Here is a 26883-nt window from a genome sequence, read left to right on the forward strand (position 1 = left end):
CTTTTGTCGTGGTTGCACTTGGTGATTTTATCGCCTTTTTTATTAGCCTTTTTTGTCCCGCTTCTGTATAGGAAATTCCAGCGTATTCATACAGGGTGGTTCGTTTTACCTCTTCCACTTGTGTTGTTCATTTATTTCACACAATATATCAGTGGTGTTTCTAAGGGGGAAACATATCTACATTCAATGAAATGGATACCTAGTCTGGGCATTAACTTTGATGCTTATGTGGATGGACTCGGTCTTCTATTTTCTCTGTTAATCACCGGAATTGGGACACTTGTTATTCTTTACTCCATTTATTATCTTTCTAAGACAAAAGAAGCGCTGCATTCGTTTTATGTCTATTTGCTTCTTTTTATGGGATCTATGCTAGGAGTTGTATTATCAGACAATTTAATGAGTCTTTACAGCTTTTGGGAATTAACAAGCCTTTCATCTTTTTTATTGATTGGTTATTGGTACAAACGAGAGAAATCTCAATACGGAGCCTTAAAATCTATGCTCATTACCGTATTCGGAGGACTTTCCCTATTAGCAGGAATTGTACTTTTATACGTCATGACAGGTACTTTCAGCATACGCGAAATTATCTCAAACGTAGATGTGGTTACATCAAGTCATCTATTTATTCCAGCTCTAGTCCTCATTTTATTAGGGGCCTTTACAAAATCTGCTCAGTTTCCTTTTCATATTTGGCTGCCAGATGCAATGGAAGCTCCAACCCCAGTGAGTGCATACCTTCATTCAGCTACAATGGTAAAAGCGGGAATTTATCTTTTAGCAAGACTCAGCCCTGTTTTTGCTATAAGCGCCACTTGGTTTTTTGTTATTTCAATCATAGGACTAATTACACTGTTTTGGGGCTCGTTTTCAGCAGTAAAGCAACAAGACTTGAAAGGGATTTTAGCTTTTTCAACAATTAGTCAGCTTGGGATGATTATGTCACTTATAGGAGTAGGTAGCGCAGCTATTCACTATGATTTTTTAGACGATAATATCTACTTAGTGGCTCTTACTGCAGCAGTTTTCCATTTGATTAACCACGCTACCTTCAAAGGCAGCTTATTTATGGTAGTAGGCATTGTCGATCATGAAACAGGCACGCGTGACATTAGAAAGTTAGGCGGGTTAATGAGCTTCATGCCTGTCACATTTACCATTGCTATCATTGGGGGATTTTCAATGGCAGGTCTCCCTCCCTTTAACGGATTTTTAAGTAAAGAGATGTTTTTTACAGGCATGGTAAACGTGACAAAAATGGATATGTATAGCATGCAGACGTGGGGAATTTTGCTGCCTATCATCGCTTGGGTGGGAAGTATTTTTACGTTCGTCTATAGTATGATTCTTGTCTTTAAAACCTTTACAGGCAAATACCAGCCCGAAAAGTTGGAGAAGAAGCCGCATGAAGCACCAGTAGGCATGCTGATTTCACCGGTTATTTTAGCATCATTGGTTGTTATTTTTGGCTTTGCTCCTAATTTATTAGAATCAACCCTTATTGAGCCAACAATGGCCTCTATCGCACCTAGCCTGCTAGCTGAAGGTAAAGAATATCAAGTGCATATTAAATTTTGGCACGGCTTTACGCCAGAATTATTTATGACGCTAGGGGTCATCACATTTGGTATTTTGTTGTTTATGACGCTTCAAAAGTGGTCAAAAATTTATACACGATTCCCTTCTTCTTTAACGCTTAATAACGGATATAATTATGGCATTAAAGGGATGGAAAAAGGCTCAACGCGCATCATGAAAACATTAATGACAGGATTTATTAGAGACTATCTTTTAATCATTTTTACTTTCATAGGCATTTTACTTCTCGTAACGCTCTTTTCTCAGAATGCCTTTGCGATTGATCTAAAAGATACTGCTTCTATCGGCGTTTATGAAGCCATACTAGCAGTTGTAATGGTTGCGGCTACTATTACAACTTTATTGGCAAAATCACGCCTCACAGCCATTATTTCGCTGGGAGTTGTCGGGTATACGCTTTCTTTATTTTTCGTATTATTCCGCGCTCCTGACTTAGCTTTGACTCAATTAGTTATTGAGACTGTATCCGTATCACTGTTTTTACTATGTTTCTACTACTTGCCGGAGTTTCGGAAGCGAAAAGTAAGGGTGAAGTTTCAACTGCCAAATTTACTGGTTGCCCTTCTTGTAGGAACGACCGTTACATTGCTTGGCATATCAGCAAACAGTACAAAACTATTTGAATCGATTTCACATTACTTTATTGAAAACAGCTATGAAAAAGCAGGCGGCGAAAACATGGTGAACGTAATCCTTGTGGACTTCCGCGGATTTGATACATTATTTGAAATTACCGTACTTTGTATAGCAGCTCTTGCTATCTATGGCATGATTCGTCTTCGGTTAACAAAGGAGGAAGAAAAATGAAAAAAAATGATTTGATACTACAAACCACAACGAAAGTAGTCACGTTCATTATTATCATTTTTGCCATTCATCTTTTCTTTGCAGGTCATTATACACCCGGGGGAGGGTTTGTTGGGGGACTTACTACCTCAGCAGCCCTTGTATTACTACTGCTGGCTTTCGATATAAAAACGGTATCGAAAGTCATCCCATTTGACTATAAGAAGGTGGCGGCCTCTGGACTGCTGCTAGCTATTTTAACGGGGCTTGGGTCATTTATTTTCAAAGTCCCATTTCTGACTCACACATATAGCTACTTTAACCTTCCCCTTCTCGGGAAAACATCTTTAGCTACCGTTGTACTGTTTGATTTAGGCGTATATCTAGTAGTTGTTGGTGTTACGATGACCATTATTCAAACGATTGGAGAGAGTGAATAGTGGAAATATTAATGTCCATAGTGGCAGGGATTCTATTCACTGCCGCTGTATATCTCATGTTATCCCGCAGTTTACTGCGAATTATTATTGGAACAGGCTTATTAAGCCACGGTGTTCACCTGTTGATTTTAACGATGGGCGGATTAAAAGGGGGGAGTGTTCCCCTTTTGGGAGAAAAGGCTTCTTCTTATACAGATCCTTTACCTCAAGCCCTTATTTTAACTGCCATTGTCATAAGCTTTGGTGTCACTTCTTTTTTCCTTGTACTAGCTTACAGGGCTTATCAAGAACTCGGAACAGACGATATGGACAAGTTAAGGGGAAATGAACATGACGAGTAATTTTGTAATCATCCCACTGCTTATCCCGTTTGTTGTAGGTGTTGTGCTCATTTTTTTCAAAGACAATATTAAACTTCAAAGGATAATCAGTGTTTTATCATTAATCACCACCACTGCTTTTGCTGCATATTTGGTACAGTTGGTTCAATCAAAAGGTGTTTTAACTCATGAGCTTGGGAACTGGAAACCTCCTTTTGGAATTATTCTAGTAGCGGACATGTTCGCTTCCCTTCTCGTACTTACTGCTAGTATCGTAACACTATGCTGCGTTCTTTTTGCTTTTCATACAATTGGCGAAAGACGTGAACGCTTTTACTTTTATTCGTTTGTACAGTTTTTATTAGTAGGCGTATTTGGCGCTTTCTTGACAGGTGATATCTTTAACTTATTTGTCTTTTTTGAAGTCATGCTTATGTCTTCGTACGCTCTTATTGTAATTGGCGGTACAAAAGAACAGCTTCGAGAGTCTCTTAAGTATATTTTAGTCAATGTCATTTCATCTGCTTTGTTTGTAATTGCTGTTGCTTATTTGTACGCCGTAACAGGAACTCTCAACATGGCAGACCTTTCGCAGCGAATTGCAGAGGCTAATCAGCCGGGAATTTTAACAACCATTGGCATGCTTTTATTTATTGTATTTGCATTAAAAGCAGCTTTATTCCCAATGTATTTTTGGCTTCCAGGTTCGTACAGTGCGCCTCCACCCGTTATTATCGGATTGTTTGGTGCGTTGCTCACAAAAGTAGGCGTTTATTCGATTTTCAGGACTTTCACTTTACTGTTTTACCATCATCCTGAATTTACTCATCAAATTATCGGCTACGTTGCGCTTTTGACTATCGTTGTTGGTGCAGTAGGCGCCATTGCTTATTCGGATGTGAATAAAATTTTAATTTATAATATTATTATTGCTGTGGGAGTCATTGTCTACGGTGTAACTTTAACAACAAAAGCAGGTTTTGAAGGAGCCATTTATTATTTAATTCACGACATGATTATTAAAGCAGCTCTCTTCCTTCTTGCTGGAAGCATCATTCGAATAACTGGAACAACAAAATTAAAGAAAATGGGTGGGTTAATTAAAGACTATCCGCTGCTTGGCTGGATGTTTTTTATCGCTACTATTTCGTTGGCAGGAATTCCTCCCCTAAGCGGCTTTATTGGAAAATTCCTTTTAGTTCAAGGCGGTTTAGAATCAGAGAGCTACACGTTTGTAGGAGTTTTACTCGTTTCAAGCCTGCTCGTTTTATATTCTGCCATTAAGATTTTCATGAGCTGCTTCTGGGGTGAACCTACGCTTTCTTCTGAGCATGAAAAAGTATCCCTTAAAGGTATTCTATACCCATCCGCTATCTTACTTGCTGTTTCTGTCTTTTTAGGACTAGGTGCAGAAGCTGTTATTCCTTATGTGTCGACAGCCGCTCAAACGCTTATGGATCCTTCAATTTATATCCAATCGGTGTTAAAGGAGTAGATCTGCATGTCATTTCAACTATTATTAAACGTAATCATTGCATTCACATGGATGTTTTTGAGAGGGATTTGGACACTACCTTCTTTTATTATAGGATTTTTCTGGGGAGCGGTACTGCTGTTTGTTTTCCGCCGTTTTTTTCACAGACGTTTTTACCTGCATAAAGTGTATGCGATCATTAAGCTGCTGTTTATTTTCATACGAGAATTATTCAAAGCCAATATTGCAGTGACGAAAGACGTATTGCGCCCTAAATTAAATATTCAGCCAGCCATCTTTGCAATGCCAACCCGTCTGGAGAGTGAATGGGAAATTACCATTCTTTCTCTTTTAATTACGCTAACGCCAGGCACACTGGTAATGGATGTGTCAGATGACAATTCTACTATCTATATTCATGCAATCAATACCGACGATATTGATGACATTATTACAGATATTCAGCAAACATTCGAAAAAGCTATTATGGAGGTGAGTCGTTAAATGCTCGATATTTTTCTAAACGTTTCGCTCATTCTCATTTCTGCTTCAACTATTGGGTTTGTTTACCGAGTGGTAAAAGGTCCGTCAACTGCTGACCGAGCAATGGCCCTTGATGCTATTGGAATTAACATCATTGCTATCACGGCCATCATCTCGATTATTTTTCGAACTCAGGCTTTTTTCGAAGTCATTTTACTGCTAGGCATCATAGCCTTTGTAGGTACCGTTGCTTTTTCTAAGTTTTTAGAGAAAGGAGAAGTGATTGAATATGAACGTGATCAGTGAAATCATTGTAGGAGCTTTGGTACTCATAGGGTCTCTTCTGACAGTTGTGACCATGATTGGGCTTATTCGTTTGCCTGATACGTACACAAGAAGTCATGCTGCCTCCAAAAGTGCTACCTTAGGCGTCCTGTTTATATTAGTGGGCTGCTTACTCTACTTTTGGATTGACACTGGCCATATTAGTGCACGGTTAATTTTAGCGATTGTCTTTGTGTTTATCACCTCTCCTATTGCTGGGCATTTACTAGGAAGAGCAGCTTATTACAGCGGAGTTCCTCTTTCTGATAAAACCGTTCGGGATGATTTGAAAACCAAACAGCAGAAAAAGCTTACCCATCATGAATAAAAAAAAACGCCGTGCGGTTTGCACGGCGTTTTTTATCGAGAATCTTATAAAGAAGCGCGTAGGATTGCTAGTACATCTTCTTTGTTTAATTTTTTAAATTTACCAAATTCACCTTTGGCCATCGCACGATCAGCCATAAGATCTAATTTGTCTTCGCCAATATCATAATCAGCTAAGCGAGTTGGTGCACCTAGGCTTGACCAGAATTCACGAAGCTTATCCACACCTTCAAGTGCTACTTCTTTATCTGTCTTACCTTCCGTATCTACGTTAAATACGCGTACAGCTACTTGCTTGAAGCGATCTACGTTCTCATCCATTACGTGTTTCATCCAGTTCGGGAATAAAATTGCGAGTCCACCCGCATGTGGAATATCATATACAGCTGATACCGCATGCTCAATATTATGAGTAGCCCAATCGCCTTGGTGTCCCATTTGTAACATACCGTTTAATGCGATGGTACCATTATATAAAATCGTTTCACGTAACTCGTAGTTTTCTAAGTCGTTTAATAATTTTGGTCCCGTTTCAATAACCGTTTGTAGCACACCTTCACACATGCGATCTTGAAGCGGCGTATTTGTTGCAGCATGGAAATATTGTTCAAATACGTGGCTCATCATGTCAACCATGCCATAAACTGTTTGATTTTTTGGTACAGTAAATGTATTAACCGGATCTAAAATAGAGAATTGAGGGAATGTTGCCGGACTGCCCCAGCCGTATTTTTCTTGTGTTTCCCAATTTGTAATAACAGAACCAGCATTCATTTCTGAACCTGTTGCTGCTAATGTTAGCACTGTTCCAAATGGAAGAGCTTCAGCTGCGAATACGTCGCGGTTAATGATGTCCCATACGTCGCCATCATATTTTGCGCCAGCTGCGATTGCTTTTGTACAATCGATTACGCTTCCTCCACCTACTGCAAGTAAAAATTCAATACCGTTTTCTTTACAAATATCGATTCCTTTACGAACAGTTGTCAGACGAGGATTCGGTTCTACTCCCGCTAACTCATGTACTTCTGCATTCATGTCATTCAGTACATCCATTACTTGATCGTATAAACCGCTGCGTTTTACACTTCCTCCACCGTATACTAATAATATCTTTTTACCAAAGCGACTTGCTTCTGTTTTTAATTGCTCTAATTGACCTTTACCAAAAATTAATTTTGTAGGATTATAAAATGTAAAATTGTTCACTATAAACTCCTCCTTACGAGCTTGATTACATGCATCATTATGAAGAACAACTTTTTGATTGTAAAGAAAATTGACTTCCTAAAGATTATTCCCTGTTGGCTAGATGCTCACCCCATCCAAATGAACGTTTATTTGTCTGTATCTTCCAAAAGCAAATATGCATATTTCCCTCTAAAAAAAGCAGGCTAATAAGTGAACTACAAAACAAGGAGGGTTCATCATGAGTGGTATTCAACGTATTGCGCTCGTATTAACGATTATTGGAGCAATTAACTGGGGACTTATTGGCTTTTTTCAATTTGATTTAGTAGCAGCAATCTTCGGCGGTCAAACATCTGCTTTCTCCCGCATTATTTATGGATTGGTTGGAATCGCAGGACTGATTAACCTAGGTCTATTATTTAAACCTTCTGCTGAAGTAGAGCGTACAGAACCTAGAACGGAACATTAAAAAAGAAGGATAGCTAAGCTATCCTTCTTTTTTTCTTATTTCTTAATTAGATCTTCGCGGTTTGATTGCTCAATCCACTCTTCTAATTTTTCTTTTAATGTGTTGAATCCTTGAGTAGATTCAGTATGAACTGTTGCTTGACCTTGACGCTTTTTAGCAGGTTTTTTAGGTGCAGAAGCTTCAGTTTTTTCTGGAGCTGGCTCAGTTGCACGAATAGATAAACCAATTTTACCAGTTGACTCATCAACAGATAAAACTTTAACGTTTACTTCGTCTCCTACTGATAAATGTTCGTTAATATCTTTAACGAAGCCATGTTTTACTTCTGAGATATGAACTAATCCTTGAGTTTCTTCATTTAATGCAACGAATGCACCGTATGGTTGAATTCCTGTTACTTTACCTTTTGTAACAGTACCGATTTCAAATTTTGACATATAAACACTCCTAGATACCTTATTATTTTCACCATTATAGCCAATTTAAAATTATAGCACAGTTCATAGATTGAATCAAAAAGTAGTTATACTATATTTATTATTTACCAATTTCGTCACAAATATAAACTAACACTACATTTCATCATAGCAAAAAAGATATTATATCAAACCGTCTATACGATATGACATAATATCTTATTTTTATTATAACTTATTTTCAACAAAACGGCTAATCCGTTTTATGGATTCTTCTAATGATTCCATTGAAGAGGCGTATGAACAGCGAATATGTCCCTCTCCACCTTTTCCAAATACATTGCCTGGCACGACGGCTACTCGTTCTTCAAGCAAAAGCTGCTCAGCGAATTCTTCCGATGACAATCCCGTTTTCTTGATAGACGGGAACACATAAAACGCTCCTCCGGGAGAATGGCATTCCAGACCAATTTGATTTAATGACTTCACCATATAGTTCCGTCTTCTGCGATAGCTTTTTCTCATCTCTTCTACGTCATGCTGCCCGTTTTGTAGTGCTTCAATTGCTCCATACTGGGCCATGGTAGGCGCGCACATCATTGTATACTGATGAATTTTCAGCATTGCTTTAGCAATCTCAGTTGGTGCACATATGTACCCAAGACGCCATCCAGTCATAGCAAACCCTTTAGAAAAGCCTGAAATAATAATAGTTCGTTCTTTCATTCCTTCTAAAGAAGCAATAGATGTAAATTCTTCATCATATGTTAATTCTGCATATATTTCATCCGTGATAACAAGCAAGTCATGCTTGATTACAATATCTGCAATAGCCTGCAACTCTTCTTTAGATAGCGAACTTCCTGTTGGATTATTAGGAGAACATAAAAGAAGGGCTTTCGTGTTGCTTGTAATGACTTCTTCAATCTGTCTAGGCTGTAGTTTAAACTCTGTTTCCGCCGTTGTTTCAATTGCCACAGGAACTCCTCCTGCTAGAGAAATTAACGGACTGTAAGACACAAAGTTTGGCTCCACGACAATAATCTCATCTTCAGGATTAATCAAAGCTCGCATTGTAATGTCTAAAGCCTGACTTCCTCCAACGGTCACAATAATATCATCTTTATAATCATACGAGATGTTAAAATTTCTTTTCATATACTTCATAATTTCAAAGCGGAGCTCTAAAAGCCCCGCATTTGCTGTATAAGAGGTATATCCTCTTTCCAACGATAAAATACTCGCTTCTCGAACAGCCCAAGATGTGACAAAATCAGGTTCACCTACTCCAAGAGAGATGACGTTATCCATACTTGCTGCTAAATCAAAAAAGCGGCGAATACCTGAAGGTTTCAGCTGTTGTACAGTTGTTGACAAGCGCTCTTTCATTACGGAGACACCACGATTCTGCGATCTTCATCGCCTTGATCGTAGATGGTACCATCGTGCTTGTATTTTTTCATAATAAAGTGAGTCGTTGTAGATAAAACAGAGTCTAGCGTAGAAAGCTTTTCAGAAACGAAAAATGCTACTTCAGACATTGATTTTTCTTCAATAATAACAGACAAATCATATGCTCCTGACATTAGGTACACGGATTTTACTTCTTGAAAACGATAGATGCGCTCCGCAATCTCGTCAAAGCCTACTCCTCGCTTTGGTGCAACTTTTACATCTATCATAGCTGTGACGCCCTCATGTCCATCTACTCGTCTCCAGTTAATATCAGCTGAATATTGCACAATTACTTTTTCTCTCTCTAACTTTTTAACAATATTAGAGGTTTCTTCAAACGTTAAATCCACCATTTTTGAAATACTATCTATTGAAATACGGCTATTTTTTTCTAGAATTTCTAAAATTTCTAACTCTTTTTCTTCTAAGAACACCGCGTTCCCCTCCTACACCGATTAAATTTTTTCACTTTTTCCATTATATCAAATTTAAACACATCTTTAATGTGAAATCTATACCGGTAATTGAGTTTCATTTTATAGATTGCTGGAAATTAGGACAGACTAGAAAGAAAAAGATGGAGTGAAACAAATTGACTGACTCTAAAATTACTTGCCACCAGCGTACTTTTAATGGCGTCAATGTTTACTACGAATGCCATAACTATCACCCTGATAAACCAGCTATTGTATTTATTCACGGCTTTTTATCATCCAGTTTTAGCTTTCGGCGTTTAATTCCTTTATTTGAAGATACGTTTTCTATCATTACGCTGGACCTTCCGCCATTTGGGCGAAGTGAAAAATCGTTAACCTTTCAATACTCGTATAAAAACTTAGCCAAAATTGTCATCGAGTTGATTGAATACTTAAAATTGAAAGATGTTGTACTATCGGGACACTCAATGGGAGGACAGGTTTGTTTAAACGTAGCAAAATTAAAGCCTTCTTGTGTATCAAAACTCGTTCTTCTGTGCAGCTCAGCTTATTTAGGCCCTTCACATTATGGGTTGGTCATGTCTTCTTATGTTCCCTTCTTTTATCTGTGGGTAAAAACGTGGCTGTCTCGCAAAGGTGTATTAGGTAACTTGCAAAATGTCGTATTTGATCATCAGTTAATCGACGAAGAAATGATTGATGGCTATACTGAACCCTTTTTGGATGACCGTACGTTTATGGCTTTGACAAGAATGATTCGTGATCGAGAAGGAGACCTCTCCTCAAAGGATTTGCAGCACATAAAAAAACCAAGTTTACTCATTTGGGGAGAAGAAGACCGAGTTGTCCCTTTACATCTCGGACGTAAATTAAAAGATGATTTGACAGACTCTACCTTTATCTCGTTAAAGGAAATTGGACATCTTTTACCAGAAGAGTGTCCCGACATTGTGCAGTCTCATATGGTCGATTTCTTGTACGGTGAAAAAGCCCTGTCTCAATAATGACGGAGCGAGTTCATATATTTCACACGAGGCGCTAACTTTAATAAAAAATTTATTAGTGGTGCTTCAGCCAATTTTCCCACTTTCTTTATTGACTTCACAAGTTAACTTCGTTGACAAACGTATTAAAAATAAGCAAACTATTATATTAAAAAAGGGGGTACTTTTATTGTCTACTTTTTCTTTTGATCAATTAATTAATCGTACAGGTACGCAGTCCGTAAAGTGGGACAAAACGGATCTCGTTTTTGGAGCAAAAGATGTTCTGCCTTTTTGGGTAGCTGATATGGATTTCCAAGCGCCGCCTAATGTTCTTCAAACCATTAATGAGCGTGTCAAACACGGTATTTTCGGCTACACTTCCCCTACTGAATCTACGGCAAATGCTTTATCATCTTGGGTAAAAAACAAGCATCAGTGGACCATTGATCATGAATGGATTACATACAGTCCAGGAGTTGTATTTGCCCTGAGTATGGCTATTCAAGCATTTACGGAACCTGGAGATTCAATTTTAATTCAACCTCCAGTTTATACTCCGTTTTTCAACATGATAGAGGTAAATGATCGAGAAGTTGTTGAAAATCCGTTAAAACTTGCGGGCGATAAATACGAAATTGATTTTGCAGATTTAGAGAAAAAATTTGCAGAAGGCGTAAAATTAATGATTCTTTGCAGTCCTCATAATCCAGTAGGACGCGTGTGGACAAAAGAAGAACTGAAAAAACTTGCCGATCTTTGTCAAAAATACAATGTATTAATTGTTTCAGATGAAATTCATTCTGATCTAATTTACCATTCTTATAAACACATTCCCATCAGCATGGTGAGTGAAGATGCAGCCAATCGAACCATTACGTGTATGGCCCCTAGCAAAACATTCAATATACCAGGACTTCAAGCTTCAGCTATTATTATTCCAAATGAGAAGCTGCGCACACAGTATGTTCAGCAGCAGCAAAAACAAGGTTTCTCTAATTTAAATACATTTGGAATCATTGGTTTAGAAGCAGCTTACAGCGAAGGTGGCGAATGGCTAGAAGCACTGCTTGTGTATCTGAAGAAAAATGTAGATCTCGTGACAGGGTTTATAAGTGAACACTTACCTGAACTGCGAGTCATTCAGCCGGAAGGAACTTATCTACTATGGATTGACTGCAACAAGCTGCACTTATCAGAAGAAGAATTACATGAACGTTTATTAGAAAAAGGCAAAATCGCCGTAGAAAAAGGCGAAAAATACAGTTCCACATATGGAAAAGGTTTTATTCGCTTGAACATTGGCTGTTCACATGAACAACTTCAAGAAGGATTAAATCGCTTAAAAATAGCTTTAACGTAAAAAACAGCGTTCTTTCTCACGAAAGAACGCTGTTTTTAATGTTTTTTTGAAATAACTCCGCACGCGATTCGCTTGCCAGAATTACCTGATGGCTCTGTCATTCCATCATCACCTTGTTCAGTAATTACAAGAGAGGAACCATCCATACGCTTAACGAGAGACGTCTTTCCTTCTTTTAACGTGACTTGAGGAACCATATCCGTTCCTTTATACGTCTGATCGTCTTCTACCACAATATTTTTCATATCGCCTAAATGTGGTCCTTTTGGATTTAACAGTCCGTGTTTCTTTTTATCAGGATCAAGGTGATTTCCTGCACTTTTAAAGTTAGGAGCTTTGCAAATCCCCATTTCATGAATATGTACGCCGTGTTCGCCAGGTGGAAGTCCGCTTAAATCGTACGTAAACTCAATTCCATCAGCCTGCTCTTTCAATTTGACTGTACCGATGCTATCTCCATCTGCGTTATAGACTTTGACTTCTTTATTGGATATTTCTTTTTCCATACACCCCGTTAACAAGAAAAAAGGCACGGTTCCAATGAGTAGTAGTTTTTTCATGTTGCCCTCCAATCGCATACGCACTAGCGAAAGTTTTAGATGTCTTTCCATAGATTGTCCAGCAACATATCATTTTAAACGCTTACATTTTATTTGCATTTCATTAGAGTGACTTCTTATTTTCTTGTTCTTTCAGCTTTGCTTCTAATTCCTTCGTTTTTTCTTCTTCTTTTTTAGACACCTTGATGATGAACCGCCAGACTGCAACTGCTGCTAGTACAAAAATCGCCATTGTAGCAAAAGCAGGAATATATTCTGTTTTATCTTCCGGAAAATAAAGCAAAAACATTAAATACATCATGTACAACATCCTTTCATAGAAACGGTAGTAGGTTTTGATTTATACTGTTTATAACAAACACTTTACTTAAAGGAGATCTGGCAATATGACATTTACAATTGGTCAAACCGTTACAGCACTTTATAAAACCGGGAAATACATCGGTGAAATTACACAAGTTCGAGATCTGCATTATGTTGTACGAATTCAAGCTGTGTTGAAGCATCCAGAACAAGGTGACTTACATAATCCTGGACAAGTGGACGTACCTTTTTTTCACGAGCGAAAAGCACTTGCGTTTCGAGAGCAGGCCAACATTCCCCAAAAAATGGTTCATCTCTATGAAGACAGCGTTCCTGATTATAAGCATTCACTAAAAAAAGCCCTTGAATTAAAGATAGCTGAACAACAAGCCAAAGATAGCGCTTTTGCTCAAGCAAGTATTGCCTGTTTAGAAGAGTTAAAAAAAGAGTACGGTATTCATTAAACAAAAAGCCAAATTCACATAGAAGTGATTTGGCTTTTATAATGCAAATTTATTTAATACTTTTGAAAAATCGATTCGATCTCCTATGGTCGTCGGCTCCGGTTTTTGAAGGTACCGCTTATCTTTTTCTACAAGCTTAAAGATGTTGAGTGTCGTCATCGCATCATCAAGCGCGCAGTGGTGCTTTCCAGTTCCTTCTTTACCATACTCTTGCACAGCTTTCCAAAGGCCGGTTTGATTTTGATCTCCAAAAAAGCGCTTATACTCCATCGAAAGATCAATTTCTTTACCTGTAAAAGGAAACGGCACCTTATTTTTTTGACAGCACTGCCTTAATACTTTCATATCCATGTTTCCCCATGTAATAATCGTGCTGTTTTTATACATGCCCAGTCGCTGTACAAGCTGCTCTAGCGTAATTCCTTCATTTACTTGATTTTGTTCGATATGGAGAAATGATTTACAGCGCTCAGTTAATTTTGTGAAGTGTGTAGGCTGTACGTAAGAGGAGAAACGATCAATGATTTCTTGATTTTTAACAAACACCAAACCAACTTCAATGATTTCCGGAAAAAAGCCTTTTGGAAAACCTTTATACTCTGGCATTGTAAATTCAAAATCAATGAATAAATACTGAGAGTTCTTATCCAATATTATCACCCCTTTGTAAAATAAACCGCCCTACTATATTAATGCTATTATAGCACGATTGAACAATCGGAAGGTCTATTTTCTGTTCTTATTTTTAATATTATGAATATTCTAGTTGCTGAATAAAAAGAATACTTTACTACTACTATATTCTAGAGCATGTCTCTATGCGCAGGGTAACTGTCACGAATAGACATAATTTCGCTTCTTTTTTTTACCTATTTTTTCACTTTTTTATGTATCCGCTCTTCCAAATTCTCTTTAAGCTCTCACATCAGTGTGTGAGGTGCTCCTCCTGACTTCAAAAGCATACCTCACACCTTTTAGACTAAGCCTTTCTTATATTTAAGCTTTAGGCAGAATAGCAAGCGTGCACCGGGATATACAGATTAAATTCTCTTCTTCATCTTGAATTTTCACTTCCCAAACCGCTGTTTTTTTTCCTTTATGTAAAGGAACGCCTATAGCTGTAACTGTTCCATCTTTTTTCCCTTTGATGTGATTAGCATTAATCTCTAAACCCACACAGATTTCTTTTTCAATATCTACACTTTTAATAGCACCTAGACTAGCCACAGTTTCGGCTAACGCCACCGATGCTCCTCCGTGCAAAAGCCCGAATGGCTGACGCGTTCGCTCATCAACAGGCATCGTCGCTTCCACTCTTTGTTCACTTGCGCTAATAATCTCAATTCCTAATGCTTCTAACAGCGTATCTTTTGTTTTCATATACATACCTCCCTTTGTATCTAGTATACAATAACGGTTTTGCTACAACATATACGAACCCTCTACATATACATAATAAAAATCCGTTTTTTAGGAGGATTCTTATATGAAACCATTTGCTCCCTTGTCTTACTACTGGCCATCGTACTACATGCCTCACCCTTATACATACAGGGTACCTAGCTTACCTGAGGCGGACATAGCGACTTTCCAGCAATCTCTTAAAGTGATTCCCTCTACCATGCAAAGCGCTACCATATTTATTCAAAGAGCTAACGCTTCGCCAGCTTTAATAAAAAAAATAAAAGCTGCTGCTCAAGAATCTAAAATGAGTGAAGTAAAAAGACTCATTCTTTCAACAGGTGTTAAGGCCAAAATTGATGTTTTTTATACGCCAGACTATATTAAAATTACGTTTATTCATCCCGATAACCAATTTGACTGCTGTCACGTTTCGTTAAATATTAAATGGTAAAACACAAGGAAAAAAGTCTTATTTTCTTTTGAAAAAGATGTACATGTTGTTTTGTTTCGAATATTATAATATATGCCGTTTTTGGATGTAAAAACAAATTACACGATAATTGTATTTAGGAAATAAATATGATATTGTATTTGGAAATATATTTTTTCTTTAGGAGGGATGACATGATGAGACATGTTACGCTAGTAGAAATTTTCACGCATCCTATCGCTCAAAAATATTTAACACGATCTGGCGTTGCGCATGCTGTATCGGTCGCCTATCATGCGTTTCGTCTATCTGTACAGCATAATGTAAACCCTGATTTAGCTACAAAAGCAGCGCTGCTTCATGATATTGGCCACTACGAATGGTACACAAATGGTCAGTGGGATTATGAGAAGTATCGTCAAAATGATATTCACGCTATTAAAGGTGCTGAACGTGCACATAAATTACTCATTCGTTTAGGCGAGGAACCTCAGGCGGCAAAAGAAATTGCCTTAGCTATTTTACTACACACAGACTCCTATTTGCCTGAAGGAACCATTCAGCAACGCCCTCTTCAAAAAGTAGTCAAACTAGCTGATGAAGCTGATGAAGAGCCAGGCGGCAAACATCATTACCGTGAAATGGAATACAATTTGGCTGTAAAGAAAATTAAGGAGCTTGATAAGAAAGTGCTTGAACTTCTACATTCCAACCAATTTAAACAGTTAGGCTGACAGGATTAACTCCTTTCATAAGAGTTAATCCTTTTTATTATTTCTCCTCATAATTCCCTGCAAATTACTCATACTACTTATTGATTCTCATTTTTGGTTAGTTAGGAGGAAGAAGAATGTCTAAAAACGCTAGAGGTTACGTGCAGGATTCTTGTACGTCATTAAATCAGGCAAAAGCAAGCCTTGAACAAGCTCTTCAAACAGTAGAGAAAGATTCAAATCGCGAACATATTGAACAATCTCTTCAGGCTGTAGAGCAAGCATTAGGAGCTTGTGACAGCACTGCTTCTACTCTTTCTCAAGCATGAAAAAAAAGCAGCCGGTTTTGATCGGCTGCTTTTTTTTCATTAGAGACCCTCTATTTACAAGATAACTGAGGCAACCCACCCAAAAATAATGAGTGGAATGTTATAGTGAAGAAAAGTTGGTACACACGTATCCCAGATATGATCATGTTGACGATCGACTGCTAGTCCAGATGTTGGTCCAAGCGTACTGTCTGAAGCTGGTGAACCAGCGTCTCCAAGCGCTCCTGCTGTACCAACAATACAAATCGTTGCCATTGGACTCATACCAAGTTCTAAGCAAAGAGGAACAAAAATCGTCGCGATAATTGGAATGGTAGAGAAAGAAGAACCAATGCCCATTGTGACTAAAAGCCCGATGACAAGCATAAGAAATGCACCCAGCATTTGGTTTCCGCCAATAAGAGCAACAGAGCCTTTTACAAGTGCTTCTACATCTCCAGTTTCTTGAAGAACTTTTGCAAAACCAGAGGCTGACAGCATAACAAATCCGATGAAAGCCATCATTCTCATTCCGTTCGTTAATACTGGATCTGCTTCATTCCACTTCAAAGCCCCGCTGAAATAAACGACCACAATTCCTGCAAGCGCTCCGAAAATCATAGAATCTACTAAGAGCTGCACAGTTAAAGCCGCTACAATCGCAAGTAACGCTACTATAATCCCTCTTGTTGTGTAACCTGTACGCTCCTCTGCGCCTTGATCAATGTCAATGTCTTTATAACTGCGCGGCTTACGGTACGAAATAAACACAGCAAACAATAAGCCCGCTACCATTCCTAAAGCTGGAAGAGCCATCGCCGTGGTAATATCTCCTTTATCAATCGTTAATCCACTTTCTTTGATGTTAGTAAATAAAATGTCGTGATAAATCTTACCGAATCCTGCCGGCAAATACATATAAGGTGTAACCAATCCAAATGTAATAACTGTTGCGACTAATCGGCGATCTATTTTCAACTGATTAAATACTTTTAATAGCGGTGGAATTAAAAGCGGAATAAATGCAATGTGAACCGGAATAACATTTTGAGAAAAACACGAAATAATAAGGATGATCAATAAAATCAGTACTTTTGACAGTGACTTCTTTTTCGTTTCTCCTTCTTTTCCTACTATTTTCAACGCTAGCTGAACAACGGCATCAGGCAGCCCTGTCCGCGAAACAGCCATTGCAAATCCTCCAAGCAAAGCATAGCTTAATGCAACAGAAGCACTGTTTCCAAGACCATCTGTGTATATACTTACTGTATCTGTGAGGCTGATACCGCCAACAAGTCCTCCAATTAGCGCTCCGACCGCTAAAGAAAAGACAACGTTGATACGCAATAAGCTCAAAATCAGCATCACGAGCACAGCTATTAATACTGCATTCATTTTGAAACCTCCATTTTTCTTTTTACTTTATCTCATTAAAACATTAGAGAGATAAACAACATGTTCATTATATTAGGTATAGAAAAAAAGTCAATCATCTTACTAAATAAACGTTTGTTTAACTTCTCTACATCCTTAACAATATAAGGATTTTTTTAAACAATCTTTTCTTCCTAAAAAGAAAAAAATGTTATGTAAACATATTAAAAAAGAAGCATCTTCGATGCTTCTTTTTACGTTTCTTTCTATCACTGCTATGTTCTTTTTATTAATTGGCTTCAAATGAACAAACCATCGCAGCTAGTGTTCGCACCATCACGCCTGTTGCACCTGAAGGTCCTAACTCATGAGAAGCAGCGGATGTTGCAGTTCCAGCAATATCCAAGTGAACCCATGGTGTTTGCTCTGCAAACTCACCAATAAAGGTTCCTGCCATAATTGCGTGCCCCTCCCGTCCAGGAGAGTTATTTAAATCTGCTACCTTACTTCCCCGAACACGCTTTTTGTCTCGTTCTGTAATAGGCAGCTCCCAAATCGGTTCGCCTGTCTCAATGCTCGCTTTCGCTATTTGCTGCAATAAAGCAGAATCATTCGTCATTGCCCCAGTTGTGTGTGTACCAAGAGCTACAATTACACCACCCGTTAATGTCGCCACGTCTACTAAATAATTTGCTCCATGATGCTTGGCATATGAAATACCATCAGCTAGTGCTAAACGCCCTTCAGCATCTGTGTTCAGCACTTCTATTGTCTTTCCATTCATTGCTGTAATAACATCATCTGGTTTAAAGGCACGCGCGCTAATAACGTTGTCAGTTGATGGAATGACCGCTACTACGTTTTGATGAGGTTTTAATTCTCCAATCGCTTCCATTGCACCAAGAACAGATGCAGCTCCACCCATATCTGTTTTCATGCCTACAATCCCGTCTTTAGATTTGATAGAGTAACCACCTGTGTCAAAGGTAATCCCTTTTCCTACCAACCCAATAACGTCTTCCCATTTTTCTTTACCTTGATATTTCAGCACAATCATTTTAGGAGGCTCTGCGGAACCTTGATTGACTGCGAGCAACGCGCCCATTCCTAGCGTTTCCATCTCTTCTTTTTCTAAAATTTCATATTCAAAACCATATGTATGTGCCATTTCTACTGCATAATTAGCTAAATCTGTAGCCGTTAGCATATTGCTTGGTAAGTTAACGAGGGTGCGGGCTGAGTTTGTTGCTTTCCCGTACGTATATCCAACCAACGCAGATTGTAAAACGTCTTTATAACAAGAAAACAGTTCAATTTTCTCAAGCTGCTTGTCAGGCTCATTTGATTTCTTTTTGTAGTTTTCAAACTCATACATAGCAAGCTGTTGAGCTTCTCCTAGTAAAGCTGCAGTTTCTTGCTCTGACCACTCTCCTGTATCAAATGTAGGAAGGACGACCGATGCGTTTGAAATTTTTGCTTCTTTTAACTTTTTAAATAAAAGGCCAAAGCTTTCTTTGAGCCCATTTTTAGTTAACGCTTGCTTTCGTCCGAGCCCTACAAAATAAAGACGTTTTGCTCCTAATTTTCCTAGTGTATGAATCGTTGATATCCGCTTTTCCTGTACGCGAATATCTCCTTCCTTAATCAAATGAATGAGCTGTCCACCTAAAGCATCATCAATTTCTTTTAGAAAGCCTTCAAACTGTTGATTTTGATTAAATAACCCGATTACGAGCGCTTCTGTTTGATGATCAACACCATATGTTTCTACGTGCGAAAACATAAAATTCCTCCCTTTTACGTATAGATATTTTATTTTTATTTATCATCTGCTTTGTTTAATCTATTCAGCAAGTGGAATATATATCATATTCACCACTGTTTTCATCTATATACATATGATAGCAGAAATACAATTTTTAATCACAGTTCAAAAACCTTAGTTTCACACATATACTTTCATCTACCACTGTTTTCATCATACGGATTTATCTTTTTAGACATTTTAAGTTGAGGGAGGACATCTCAATGGAGTTATTCTCAAATTTTCCACTTTGGAGTTCATTAATCGCTATTTTCTTTGCTCAATTTATTAAGATTCCCCTTTCTTTTGTAGCTACTAAAAAAATAGACGGCAGCTTATTTTTTAGTACGGGGGGCATGCCAAGCTCTCACTCCGCAGCCGTAACTTCCTTAGCAACTGCCATTGGGCTAGCAGAAGGTCTTAAATCCCCTATTTTTGCTCTATCCGCTATTTTTGCCATCATTGTCATGTTTGATGCTAAAGGAGTAAGAAGACACGCAGGAGAGCAAGCAACAGTTTTAAATCGTTTGGTTGAAGACTTTCAGCGCGCAGTAAAAGAGGCAAAGCTGTGGACGACCAATGAAGAGGACGAAAAACAAGTGAAGCTAAAAGAACTGCTTGGGCATAAGCCTATTGAAGTTTTCTTTGGAGCCTTAACAGGAATAGCAGTTGCTTTTGTAACGTATTATGTATGGCCATAAAACTTAAGAAAACACATGAAGAATGCTTCATGTGTTTCTCGTTTATTTCACCTGCTGACGAAAAACTTGCATCGATTTCTTTTCATTCAGCATTGTTAACTCTTCTTCAGTTAAACGGCCGTCTCCTGATTTGACTACATAGACGTTTAATTCTTTCTTACCCCATATGTTATACACATCAGAAACAGTTTCAAAGTATAAATCAAGATGATTGCCTTTAATAGCCCCACCTTTATCTGCTACCACTCCGTACCCATAGCCCGGAATGAACAAGATCGTGCCGATTGGAAATATGGTTAAATCAGCAGCGATGGTTGAATACAAGTCACGTTTTACTTTAACGCCCGAATATGTAATACCATACCCTGGATGATTGGGATTTTTCCCAGTTGATTCGTAACCAGCTGTGTAACCCGTAGCCAATACATTCTTAGTTGGATAACGCGACCAATCAAATGCTTCTTCAATTGTCAGACGCTCTCTGTCATTGCTAGCTGCTTCAACTCTTAGTGGTTTTAGAAATGATGGTAAGAGCCTTTCATTCATTAGAGGATGCCCTGTACTGTTTATAAAAGGCATATATTTGATGACCGTGTTTATTGGGACGCCAGTAATTGCTTCATATGTTGTAAACAGCGCTCCGACCAGTAGTAGGCACATAATGAATCGCTTTGCTATTTTTCCAATCATTGTGATTTCCACAACTCCTCTCACGAATCTATTTGTTTCCAACATAAAAACAAATTATTCGTTCGCGAGAAGAATTTACATTCAAAACATTTGGTACCCTCTTGTTCGTAAAGATTTAATGGTAATACCTGAAGCTAGTGCACCTATAAAACCAGCCATTAAAATCGCAATGTCAGCTGTGGCTAAAGATAGCACTTTTGTACCTAGCTGCTGAAAGGAGTGAGCGGGATGTTGAATGTAATCAACCGCTCTTACATCATCAATAATAAGAATAAAAATTACGGGATAAATAATGGCCATAATCCAAGACATGCGAAGCAGCATATTCAACAAGAAACCGATTCCAAAAAACAACACAAAAAACAACAAGATGGAGATAATTAGGACAGGCACACTCATTTCCATTGCTTTTCGCCTCCGTTACTCTTTATACTCTCAGTTTACTTAAGAGTAATCAAGGCGTCAATCACAGAAAAGTAAGTTAATACCAAAAAAAGCAAAAGGTTTGAAGACCTTTTGCTTTTTGTTTTAAAAGAAATTAAATTTTCCCTTTTTCAATACAAGACCTGCTCCGCCTTGAAGGAAAAGCGAGCGATTATCAACAACTTTTTTCATAAAAGATGCGCTTGAACCAAATAGTTTTCGACCGTATACAACGCCAATTGCGTCATCATGCCCTAACGAACATACCGTTCCTTTAATATCTGGTTTGAACTCGCTTAATTCTTTTTGCCCTTTCATCAAACGGCTAATATTTTCAGCGCAGGTACCGCCTTGTTGCATAGCGATTTGAGCTGTTGGCGGATAAGGACGTTCTGTTTCTGGGTTAATCATTAGTGAACAATCTCCAATAACAAACACATCTTCATGCCCTGGTGCCAGCAAGCTATTGCTTACTTTTACACGTCCGCGCATGTTCTCAAATCCAGCTTTTTCAATTAAATGACTGCCTCGAACACCTGCAGCCCATACAACTGTTGCTGATTTGATTTCTTCCACTTGGTCATCTTTTGATACAATAATTCCTTCTTCTGTACACTCTTTAATCGCTGTTCCAATCTTGAACTCGATTCCTTTTCGTTCTAGCTGTGTTACCGCATATTCTACAAGTTCCGGATCAAAACCTGGCAAGGCCGTAGGCGCTGCTTCTACACAAATAACGCGTACTTTTTCACGCGGGATATCAAACTCTTTGCAAAGCTGAGGGACTCGATTTGCTAATTCTCCCACAAATTCAATGCCGGTAAAGCCAGCACCTCCAACAATGATTGTCAGAAGTTCGTCTCTTTTTTCCACTTCATTGTTGTACGTCGCAAACACATAATCAATATGCTCACGAATTTGACGTGCTGCATTAATGCTCGTAATGGTAAATGCATGTTCTTTTAAACCTTTAATTCCGAAAGTTTCTGCTTCGTACCCTAAAGCAACAACTAAATAATCGTACGTTAGCTCACTGTTTTCAAGAAGAACACGCTTTTCATCTAACTTAATATCTACGACCGTGTCTTTAATAAATGTAACCTTATTCGTGTTAATTAAATTTTTAACAGGAACACGAGAGCGATCTTGATGAATTGTACCTGCCGATACTTCATGAAGCCATGTCGTTTCGTAATGGTAATCGTTTTTATTTACCAAAACAATTTCCGCATCACTAGCACCCAGTTTCTTTTGTAAATTAACAATTGTCATAATGCCGCCATACCCGGCACCCAAAATGACGATTTTAGGCTTTTTCATAGGAATGTCATCCACCTTTTTTAGTTATAGTCACAAGTATGTCTTACAAATATAATGATAAGAGCAATTTTATTTGGTTTGCTTTTTTATGTTAGTTTGAGCAAGAACGATCATCGCTATCCATTTATTATTCATATAAGAAAAATAATGTGAATCACTTCACGTTCTTTTTTAAAAAAATACATTTTTTCTTTTTCAAAAAAATGTAAGCATAAGTCCTAGCTTGATTTACACAAACATCTTATGCTTTTTTCATCGGTTTTTCAACCCTTCACTTTGTATTTACAAGCTTTTAAATTTTCAATTACTTTCCTGTATACCCAGTTTTATATTTGACCAAAACGTGTGGTTATGTTAATGATTGCAAATACTGATCTTTAAGCTGAGAAAGTTTCTCAAACATTCCAGCGTGTTTTAATGATATTTTATAATTTACTATGCTATCATAAAGTAGAATATGCATTGGCACAGAACAATCTAGAGGTGATTATAAATGAAAGAAGATAAACAAGTATACGATATTACCATCATCGGAGGCGGCCCTACAGGCTTATTTACAGCATTTTATGGCGGTATGCGTCAGGCGAGCGTAAAAATTATTGAAAGCTTACCACAGCTCGGTGGACAGCTTTCTGCTTTATATCCTGAAAAATATATTTATGACGTAGCTGGGTTTCCAAAAGTACGTGCTCAAGAATTAGTCAATAACCTAAAAGAGCAAATGGATCAATTTAAACCTGCAGTTGCACTAGAGCAAGCAGTAGAAAAGGTAGAAAAACAAGCGGACGGTGTATTCCGATTAACTACTAATTCTGAAGTCCACTATTCAAAAACAATTATTATTACGGCTGGAAACGGTGCATTTAAGCCCCGTAAAATTGAGCTAGAAAACGCAGAACAATTCGAGCAAACGAACCTTCATTATTTTGTGGATGATATGAATAAATTCAAAGGCCGCAAAGTATTAGTATGCGGGGGTGGGGATTCTGCTGTAGACTGGTCTCTTATGTTAGAGCCGATCGCAGAAAAAGTAACGTTAACGCATCGCCGAGACAAGTTCCGCGCTCATGAACATAGCGTAGAAAACTTGCATAATTCATCAGTTGATATTAAAACACCATATGTACCGGTTGAATTTATTGGAGATGACCGTATTACACAAGTTGTGTTAGAAAATACAAAAGGTGAAGAAAAGACAGTAGTAGACGTAGATGATGTTATTGTAAACTTTGGATTTGTTTCTTCTCTAGGTCCAATTAAAGAATGGGACTTAGATTTAGAGAAAAATGCAATTGTTGTTAATTCAAAGCAAGAAACAAATATTCCTGGCATCTATGCAGCAGGTGATGTCTGCACATATGATGGAAAAGTAAAACTCATCGTGGCAGGATTTGGCGAAGGTCCGACTGCCGTTAATAACGCTAAAGCATACATTGACCCAAAGGCTCGCTTACAGCCTATGCACAGTACGTCAATGTTCTCATAAAAAAGCAGGCTCTCGCCTGCTTTTTTTCATTGCTGGATTGGTGTAACCATTCGATGAATGATTTCACTCATCATTTCTGCATCACTGCTTATTAAACAGATTTCATAAAAGGAATGGTTTCCTTCTTGACTAGTTACGCTCATTCTGTAGGCCTTCAAGCCTTCGAGCTTGCTTAAATATTTTACTACCTCTGATTGACCGACAATACGTTCAACCAGCAGAATATGCTCTCCTTCCACTGCTCCATAGCTTTCGGCCAGAGATGCATTAGCATTTTCATAATAGCGAATGTAAGGTTCAGAATGGTTAAGAGGCGCAGAGGACGAGTTTTGATGACAGACTTCACCTGAGGAAAAAGGCAAATGTTGAACAAATAAATGCGATTCACTGAAGTGAATACTTTTTGCATCCTTAGACTCCATTTTCCTATTTTCAAGTTTTAACCAGTTTATAAACCCCTTCCATAGAATAGGCAGGGTATTTTTTTTACGAAAACTTCCATAACCTCCTACTTGTTCCGCGTCGTAACGAGTCGCATCTATCAAATCCGTTCATCTCCTCTTTTTTATTGAGTATAAAAAAGACTGATTATTTGGTCAATAAGTTTGGTAGATGATGTAACATACAAAAATTTCTCACTAAAAAAGCTTTCTTCACCAGATGAGGTGAAGAAAGCTTTTTTATAAAAATATACTTAGCACTCTTCAGGAGCACCTGCGTTGCTTGCTGTACGGAAAGAAGAGCCGCAGCCGCATGCTGCAATGGCGTTCGGGTTATCAATTGTAAACCCTCCGCCTAGCATAGATTGCTTGTAATCAATTTTTACATCTTTTAAAATTGGAGCACTTTCGCTATCTACAAGAATCTTAATGCCATGTTGTTCAAACAGCGTATCGTTTTCATTTACTTCGTGTGCAAAACCCATGCCGTAAGAAAGACCTGAGCAGCCTCCTCCATTCACAGTAACACGTAAATAAGCATTTTCTTCTTCATGTTCTTTCATCATATCTTTTATTTGAAAGCTTGCAGCTTCTGTAATTGTTAGGATATCTTGACTCATTTTTAAACAGACCTCCTTTTTTGTTTAGTATACGACGAAATGTCTGTGACGACAAATCGTCTGCTTCTTCATTTTTAATAATAATACATGCCGTCGCAAATCACATTGGCTGGACCTGTCATTAACACATTGCCTTTATTTTGCCAAACAATCGTTAAATCTCCTCCAGCGAGGTGTACAACAGTAGGCACATCTTTTTTCGTCTTCTCATTTAACACAGAAGAAACAACAGCAGCGCATGCTCCTGTCCCGCATGCTTGAGTGATACCCGAACCTCTTTCCCATACGCGAAAGTTCAGCTCTCTTTCGTTCACTACCTCGACAAATTCAACGTTCACTCCTTCTGGAAAACGCGCATCTTTTTCAACTACCGGACCTAGTGTAGTAAGAGGCGCTTGTTCAATATCATTTACATAAAAGACGACGTGAGGATTTCCCATTGATACAGCCGTCCCTTTTAACCGTTCTTTTCCAAATTCCATCTCTTCATCAACAACTTGGTATTGGCTTGCTCCCGTCATTGGAATTTGTTCTCTAGCTAAAATAGGCTCTCCCATATCGATTGTTACTTCTGGAACTTCATTTCCCTGCGGATGCACCGTTGCTTCTACAACTCCAGAAAGCGTTTCGATAAAAAATCTTTCGCTTGTTACTAAATTATGTTCGTATGCATATTTAGCTACACATCTTAAACCGTTTCCGCAGTTTTTTGCTTCCGAGCCGTCATTATTAAATACGCGCATTTTCACATCTGCGCGTTCAGATGGACAAATAAGAATCATTCCATCCGATCCGATTCCCGTATAAACATTTGAGACTTTTACAGCAAGCGGTGCTAACTCTTGCTCTTCTATATGTTCTTCAAACATATTTACGTAGATATAGTTGTTGCCAAGTGCATGCATTTTTGTAAACTGAAATTTTTTCATATTATCACCCATTATTTTTTTATGTAGCTCTAGTATAAAGTGATTCTCTTTTGTACACAATAATATCATCCCCCGTTTTTTTAGCTCCTTAATCATAAAGATTAAGGGGTTTTTTTATTTTGTTCTCCTTTAGAGTATTAAAAAACAAAAGAAGCTTTATGATTACAAAAAGGATGGTTAAAGCGCATATATTTGCGCAAAAACGCATAAAAAAGCACGGCAAGACTAGCCATGCTTACATCATCTATTCTATTAGCCTCATGTCCCTCTCCTGCTAAAAAGAGATACGACAGCGGGGATAGTTTAAAACATTGGGTTTTCTTCTAAATGAATGTAGATATTATCTACTAACTGTTCAGGTGTTTCCGCCGTAACAATCTCTCCATTTACCAAGGCAAATAAAGATTGTGAACATTTCCCGCAATAACCTAAACATCCGTATTCAATAATATCTAGATTTGGATCTTTTTCAAGCTTTTCTAAAGCTGCTTGAGAACCGCTGGCTAAATTGCTAACGCAAAATTCAATAATTGGCTGTATCACGTTTTTTCACCTCTCTACTATTAGTTTATCCTATCTCCTTTCATTTTCAACGTCAACTTTAGAAATTCACGTTCATTTCGCGCGCGTTTTTTAGCTTTATAGACTTTTTTCAAAAACGCATAAATAAGCTTTATTACGTGGATAGCTTGAAATTATGTTGAAACATATTGTGGTTTTTTATTAATTTAGTTATACTTTTATGTATAGAAAACCAAACGAGGTTATATTAAATTATTATTTAAGTAAAATATGTTATCTTATATAGCCTTTCATATCTTTTTGGCAACCATCCTTATTAACG

Annotated in this window: 33 protein-coding genes; 16 read left to right on the plus strand and 17 right to left on the minus strand. The window is 37.9% G+C overall.

Annotated elements, in window-relative coordinates; genetic code table 11:
* The first annotated feature begins 3 nt into the window (after positions 1 to 3).
* Genes ACRPLY_RS19475 through mnhG form a run of 7 tightly spaced genes read left to right on the plus strand, consistent with a single transcriptional unit; the run spans position 4 to position 5757 of the window.
* The gene (locus tag ACRPLY_RS19475; RefSeq protein ID WP_325077782.1) at positions 4 to 2409 is read left to right on the plus strand and encodes a Na+/H+ antiporter subunit A; all 2406 of its coding nucleotides are present in this window, start codon (positions 4 to 6) and stop codon (positions 2407 to 2409) included.
* Complete coding sequence (locus tag ACRPLY_RS19480; RefSeq protein ID WP_013085301.1) at positions 2406 to 2828, plus strand: Na(+)/H(+) antiporter subunit B; 423 nt, start codon at positions 2406 to 2408, stop codon at positions 2826 to 2828. Before ACRPLY_RS19475 ends, ACRPLY_RS19480 begins: the two co-directional genes overlap by 4 nt.
* On the plus strand, positions 2828 to 3169 hold the full coding sequence (locus tag ACRPLY_RS19485) for a Na(+)/H(+) antiporter subunit C (protein ID WP_013059592.1): 342 nt from the start codon (positions 2828 to 2830) through the stop codon (positions 3167 to 3169). The genes ACRPLY_RS19480 and ACRPLY_RS19485 overlap by 1 nt, the downstream gene beginning before the upstream one ends.
* A complete protein-coding gene (locus tag ACRPLY_RS19490) occupies positions 3159 to 4643 on the plus strand; it encodes a Na+/H+ antiporter subunit D (protein ID WP_098112216.1) in 1485 nt (494 codons plus the stop codon). The genes ACRPLY_RS19485 and ACRPLY_RS19490 overlap by 11 nt, the downstream gene beginning before the upstream one ends.
* A 6-nt stretch (positions 4644 to 4649) precedes the next feature.
* A complete protein-coding gene (locus ACRPLY_RS19495; RefSeq protein ID WP_013059594.1) occupies positions 4650 to 5126 on the plus strand; it encodes a Na+/H+ antiporter subunit E in 477 nt (158 codons plus the stop codon).
* Entirely contained in the window at positions 5127 to 5411 is a 285-nt protein-coding gene (locus tag ACRPLY_RS19500; protein WP_013059595.1) for a Na(+)/H(+) antiporter subunit F1, read from the plus strand.
* Entirely contained in the window at positions 5395 to 5757 is a 363-nt protein-coding gene (mnhG, locus tag ACRPLY_RS19505; protein ID WP_013085304.1) for a monovalent cation/H(+) antiporter subunit G, read from the plus strand. Before ACRPLY_RS19500 ends, mnhG begins: the two co-directional genes overlap by 17 nt.
* Before the next feature lie 44 nt (positions 5758 to 5801).
* On the opposite strand, the gene ACRPLY_RS19510 is transcribed toward mnhG, so the two are convergent.
* A complete protein-coding gene (locus ACRPLY_RS19510; protein ID WP_013085305.1) occupies positions 5802 to 6965 on the minus strand; it encodes an iron-containing alcohol dehydrogenase in 1164 nt (387 codons plus the stop codon).
* Positions 6966 to 7185: 220 nt separating this feature from the next.
* Here ACRPLY_RS19510 and ACRPLY_RS19515 point away from each other — a divergent pair, with 220 nt between their 5' ends.
* The gene (locus tag ACRPLY_RS19515) at positions 7186 to 7416 is read left to right on the plus strand and encodes a DUF378 domain-containing protein (protein ID WP_013059598.1); all 231 of its coding nucleotides are present in this window, start codon (positions 7186 to 7188) and stop codon (positions 7414 to 7416) included.
* Positions 7417 to 7451: 35 nt separating this feature from the next.
* Here the strand turns inward: ACRPLY_RS19515 and yugI are convergent, their stop codons facing one another.
* The 3 genes from yugI to ACRPLY_RS19530 all read right to left on the minus strand — a co-directional run bounded on the left by yugI (position 7452) and on the right by ACRPLY_RS19530 (position 9721).
* Complete coding sequence (yugI, locus tag ACRPLY_RS19520; RefSeq protein WP_013059599.1) at positions 7452 to 7853, minus strand: S1 domain-containing post-transcriptional regulator GSP13; 402 nt, start codon at positions 7851 to 7853, stop codon at positions 7452 to 7454.
* A 207-nt stretch (positions 7854 to 8060) separates the two neighbouring features.
* On the minus strand, positions 8061 to 9221 hold the full coding sequence (locus ACRPLY_RS19525) for an aminotransferase (RefSeq protein WP_432232093.1): 1161 nt from the start codon (positions 9219 to 9221) through the stop codon (positions 8061 to 8063).
* The gene (locus ACRPLY_RS19530) at positions 9221 to 9721 is read right to left on the minus strand and encodes an Lrp/AsnC family transcriptional regulator (protein WP_013059601.1); all 501 of its coding nucleotides are present in this window, start codon (positions 9719 to 9721) and stop codon (positions 9221 to 9223) included. The genes ACRPLY_RS19525 and ACRPLY_RS19530 overlap by 1 nt, the downstream gene beginning before the upstream one ends.
* A gap of 158 nt (positions 9722 to 9879) precedes the next feature.
* Between ACRPLY_RS19530 and ACRPLY_RS19535 the strand changes: the two genes are divergently transcribed.
* Positions 9880 to 10728 (plus strand): alpha/beta fold hydrolase, encoded by an 849-nt coding sequence (locus ACRPLY_RS19535; protein WP_048021850.1) that lies wholly within the window; start codon positions 9880 to 9882, stop codon positions 10726 to 10728.
* A 169-nt stretch (positions 10729 to 10897) separates the two neighbouring features.
* Positions 10898 to 12070: a MalY/PatB family protein gene (locus ACRPLY_RS19540; protein WP_099000355.1), complete on the plus strand. Its 1173-nt coding sequence runs from the start codon at positions 10898 to 10900 to the stop codon at positions 12068 to 12070.
* A gap of 35 nt (positions 12071 to 12105) precedes the next feature.
* Here the strand turns inward: ACRPLY_RS19540 and ACRPLY_RS19545 are convergent, their stop codons facing one another.
* Positions 12106 to 12630, minus strand: a complete 525-nt coding sequence (locus tag ACRPLY_RS19545) for a superoxide dismutase family protein (protein WP_033580466.1) — start codon at positions 12628 to 12630, stop codon at positions 12106 to 12108.
* Positions 12631 to 12733: 103 nt separating this feature from the next.
* Positions 12734 to 12931, minus strand: a complete 198-nt coding sequence (locus ACRPLY_RS19550; protein ID WP_033580465.1) for a hypothetical protein — start codon at positions 12929 to 12931, stop codon at positions 12734 to 12736.
* Positions 12932 to 13016: 85 nt separating this feature from the next.
* On the opposite strand from ACRPLY_RS19550, the gene ACRPLY_RS19555 reads away from it, so the two are divergent.
* On the plus strand, positions 13017 to 13397 hold the full coding sequence (locus ACRPLY_RS19555) for a kinase-associated lipoprotein B (RefSeq protein WP_034264171.1): 381 nt from the start codon (positions 13017 to 13019) through the stop codon (positions 13395 to 13397).
* Between the two features lie 36 nt (positions 13398 to 13433).
* On the opposite strand, the gene kapD is transcribed toward ACRPLY_RS19555, so the two are convergent.
* Positions 13434 to 14048: a 3'-5' exonuclease KapD gene (gene kapD, locus ACRPLY_RS19560; RefSeq protein WP_013085312.1), complete on the minus strand. Its 615-nt coding sequence runs from the start codon at positions 14046 to 14048 to the stop codon at positions 13434 to 13436.
* Between the two features lie 345 nt (positions 14049 to 14393).
* Positions 14394 to 14777, minus strand: coding sequence for a hotdog fold thioesterase (locus ACRPLY_RS19565; protein ID WP_033580463.1), 384 nt, complete (start codon positions 14775 to 14777; stop codon positions 14394 to 14396).
* Positions 14778 to 14883: 106 nt separating this feature from the next.
* Between ACRPLY_RS19565 and ACRPLY_RS19570 the strand changes: the two genes are divergently transcribed.
* The 3 genes from ACRPLY_RS19570 (at position 14884) to ACRPLY_RS19580 (ending at position 16273) form a co-directional block, all read left to right on the plus strand.
* Complete coding sequence (locus ACRPLY_RS19570) at positions 14884 to 15252, plus strand: hypothetical protein (protein WP_033580462.1); 369 nt, start codon at positions 14884 to 14886, stop codon at positions 15250 to 15252.
* A 176-nt stretch (positions 15253 to 15428) separates the two neighbouring features.
* Positions 15429 to 15965, plus strand: a complete 537-nt coding sequence (locus ACRPLY_RS19575; protein WP_013059610.1) for an HD domain-containing protein — start codon at positions 15429 to 15431, stop codon at positions 15963 to 15965.
* A 116-nt stretch (positions 15966 to 16081) separates the two neighbouring features.
* Entirely contained in the window at positions 16082 to 16273 is a 192-nt protein-coding gene (locus ACRPLY_RS19580; protein WP_033580461.1) for a hypothetical protein, read from the plus strand.
* Positions 16274 to 16327: 54 nt separating this feature from the next.
* Here ACRPLY_RS19580 and ACRPLY_RS19585 read toward each other — a convergent pair whose 3' ends face one another.
* Entirely contained in the window at positions 16328 to 17647 is a 1320-nt protein-coding gene (locus tag ACRPLY_RS19585; protein WP_033580460.1) for a Na+/H+ antiporter family protein, read from the minus strand.
* A gap of 268 nt (positions 17648 to 17915) precedes the next feature.
* Entirely contained in the window at positions 17916 to 19409 is a 1494-nt protein-coding gene (locus tag ACRPLY_RS19590; protein ID WP_033580459.1) for a leucyl aminopeptidase, read from the minus strand.
* A gap of 245 nt (positions 19410 to 19654) precedes the next feature.
* On the opposite strand from ACRPLY_RS19590, the gene ACRPLY_RS19595 reads away from it, so the two are divergent.
* Positions 19655 to 20131 (plus strand): divergent PAP2 family protein, encoded by a 477-nt coding sequence (locus ACRPLY_RS19595; RefSeq protein ID WP_013085319.1) that lies wholly within the window; start codon positions 19655 to 19657, stop codon positions 20129 to 20131.
* Between the two features lie 42 nt (positions 20132 to 20173).
* Here the strand turns inward: ACRPLY_RS19595 and ACRPLY_RS19600 are convergent, their stop codons facing one another.
* From ACRPLY_RS19600 to ACRPLY_RS19610, 3 genes are all read right to left on the minus strand, one after another.
* Complete coding sequence (locus ACRPLY_RS19600) at positions 20174 to 20821, minus strand: 3D domain-containing protein (protein WP_033580458.1); 648 nt, start codon at positions 20819 to 20821, stop codon at positions 20174 to 20176.
* Between the two features lie 81 nt (positions 20822 to 20902).
* Complete coding sequence (locus ACRPLY_RS19605) at positions 20903 to 21226, minus strand: YuiB family protein (protein WP_033580457.1); 324 nt, start codon at positions 21224 to 21226, stop codon at positions 20903 to 20905.
* Between the two features lie 123 nt (positions 21227 to 21349).
* A complete protein-coding gene (locus ACRPLY_RS19610; protein WP_033580456.1) occupies positions 21350 to 22564 on the minus strand; it encodes an NAD(P)/FAD-dependent oxidoreductase in 1215 nt (404 codons plus the stop codon).
* 493 nt (positions 22565 to 23057) lie between these two features.
* Between ACRPLY_RS19610 and ACRPLY_RS19615 the strand changes: the two genes are divergently transcribed.
* Positions 23058 to 24050 carry an NAD(P)/FAD-dependent oxidoreductase gene (locus ACRPLY_RS19615; RefSeq protein ID WP_013059618.1) on the plus strand — a complete coding sequence of 331 codons (993 nt, stop codon included), beginning with the start codon at positions 23058 to 23060 and terminating at the stop codon, positions 24048 to 24050.
* Positions 24051 to 24076: 26 nt separating this feature from the next.
* On the opposite strand, the gene ACRPLY_RS19620 is transcribed toward ACRPLY_RS19615, so the two are convergent.
* From ACRPLY_RS19620 to ACRPLY_RS19635, 4 genes are all read right to left on the minus strand, one after another.
* On the minus strand, positions 24077 to 24595 hold the full coding sequence (locus tag ACRPLY_RS19620; protein ID WP_063248387.1) for a hypothetical protein: 519 nt from the start codon (positions 24593 to 24595) through the stop codon (positions 24077 to 24079).
* Positions 24596 to 24744: 149 nt separating this feature from the next.
* Positions 24745 to 25110 (minus strand): HesB/IscA family protein, encoded by a 366-nt coding sequence (locus tag ACRPLY_RS19625; RefSeq protein WP_025752687.1) that lies wholly within the window; start codon positions 25108 to 25110, stop codon positions 24745 to 24747.
* A gap of 74 nt (positions 25111 to 25184) precedes the next feature.
* Positions 25185 to 26039, minus strand: coding sequence for a diaminopimelate epimerase (gene dapF / locus ACRPLY_RS19630; RefSeq protein WP_063248452.1), 855 nt, complete (start codon positions 26037 to 26039; stop codon positions 25185 to 25187).
* A 303-nt stretch (positions 26040 to 26342) separates the two neighbouring features.
* Positions 26343 to 26582, minus strand: coding sequence for a YuzB family protein (locus ACRPLY_RS19635; protein WP_033580454.1), 240 nt, complete (start codon positions 26580 to 26582; stop codon positions 26343 to 26345).
* Between the last annotated feature and the right edge of the window lie 301 nt (positions 26583 to 26883).

Source organism: Priestia sp. TGN 0903 (assembly GCF_050846855.1).
GTDB lineage: Bacteria > Bacillota > Bacilli > Bacillales > Bacillaceae_H > Priestia > Priestia zanthoxyli.

Coding starts and splice junctions, on each gene's coding strand:
- ACRPLY_RS19545 (WP_033580466.1), bottom strand. CDS start 12,630: ATGAAAAAACTACTACTCATTGGAACCGTGCCTTTTTTCTTGTTAACG.
- ACRPLY_RS19575 (WP_013059610.1), top strand. CDS start 15,429: ATGAGACATGTTACGCTAGTAGAAATTTTCACGCATCCTATCGCTCAA.
- yugI (WP_013059599.1), bottom strand. CDS start 7,853: ATGTCAAAATTTGAAATCGGTACTGTTACAAAAGGTAAAGTAACAGGA.
- ACRPLY_RS19605 (WP_033580457.1), bottom strand. CDS start 21,226: ATGGAAATGAGTGTGCCTGTCCTAATTATCTCCATCTTGTTGTTTTTT.
- mnhG (WP_013085304.1), top strand. CDS start 5,395: ATGAACGTGATCAGTGAAATCATTGTAGGAGCTTTGGTACTCATAGGG.
- ACRPLY_RS19610 (WP_033580456.1), bottom strand. CDS start 22,564: ATGAAAAAGCCTAAAATCGTCATTTTGGGTGCCGGGTATGGCGGCATT.
- dapF (WP_063248452.1), bottom strand. CDS start 26,039: ATGAAAAAATTTCAGTTTACAAAAATGCATGCACTTGGCAACAACTAT.
- ACRPLY_RS19565 (WP_033580463.1), bottom strand. CDS start 14,777: ATGAAAACAAAAGATACGCTGTTAGAAGCATTAGGAATTGAGATTATT.
- ACRPLY_RS19570 (WP_033580462.1), top strand. CDS start 14,884: ATGAAACCATTTGCTCCCTTGTCTTACTACTGGCCATCGTACTACATG.
- ACRPLY_RS19480 (WP_013085301.1), top strand. CDS start 2,406: ATGAAAAAAAATGATTTGATACTACAAACCACAACGAAAGTAGTCACG.
- ACRPLY_RS19550 (WP_033580465.1), bottom strand. CDS start 12,931: ATGATGTATTTAATGTTTTTGCTTTATTTTCCGGAAGATAAAACAGAA.
- ACRPLY_RS19500 (WP_013059595.1), top strand. CDS start 5,127: ATGCTCGATATTTTTCTAAACGTTTCGCTCATTCTCATTTCTGCTTCA.
- ACRPLY_RS19590 (WP_033580459.1), bottom strand. CDS start 19,409: ATGTTTTCGCACGTAGAAACATATGGTGTTGATCATCAAACAGAAGCG.
- ACRPLY_RS19625 (WP_025752687.1), bottom strand. CDS start 25,110: ATGAGTCAAGATATCCTAACAATTACAGAAGCTGCAAGCTTTCAAATA.
- ACRPLY_RS19600 (WP_033580458.1), bottom strand. CDS start 20,821: ATGATTGGAAAAATAGCAAAGCGATTCATTATGTGCCTACTACTGGTC.
- ACRPLY_RS19555 (WP_034264171.1), top strand. CDS start 13,017: ATGACATTTACAATTGGTCAAACCGTTACAGCACTTTATAAAACCGGG.
- ACRPLY_RS19580 (WP_033580461.1), top strand. CDS start 16,082: ATGTCTAAAAACGCTAGAGGTTACGTGCAGGATTCTTGTACGTCATTA.
- ACRPLY_RS19595 (WP_013085319.1), top strand. CDS start 19,655: ATGGAGTTATTCTCAAATTTTCCACTTTGGAGTTCATTAATCGCTATT.
- ACRPLY_RS19585 (WP_033580460.1), bottom strand. CDS start 17,647: ATGAATGCAGTATTAATAGCTGTGCTCGTGATGCTGATTTTGAGCTTA.
- ACRPLY_RS19615 (WP_013059618.1), top strand. CDS start 23,058: ATGAAAGAAGATAAACAAGTATACGATATTACCATCATCGGAGGCGGC.
- ACRPLY_RS19490 (WP_098112216.1), top strand. CDS start 3,159: ATGACGAGTAATTTTGTAATCATCCCACTGCTTATCCCGTTTGTTGTA.
- ACRPLY_RS19495 (WP_013059594.1), top strand. CDS start 4,650: ATGTCATTTCAACTATTATTAAACGTAATCATTGCATTCACATGGATG.
- ACRPLY_RS19525 (WP_432232093.1), bottom strand. CDS start 9,221: ATGAAAGAGCGCTTGTCAACAACTGTACAACAGCTGAAACCTTCAGGT.
- ACRPLY_RS19515 (WP_013059598.1), top strand. CDS start 7,186: ATGAGTGGTATTCAACGTATTGCGCTCGTATTAACGATTATTGGAGCA.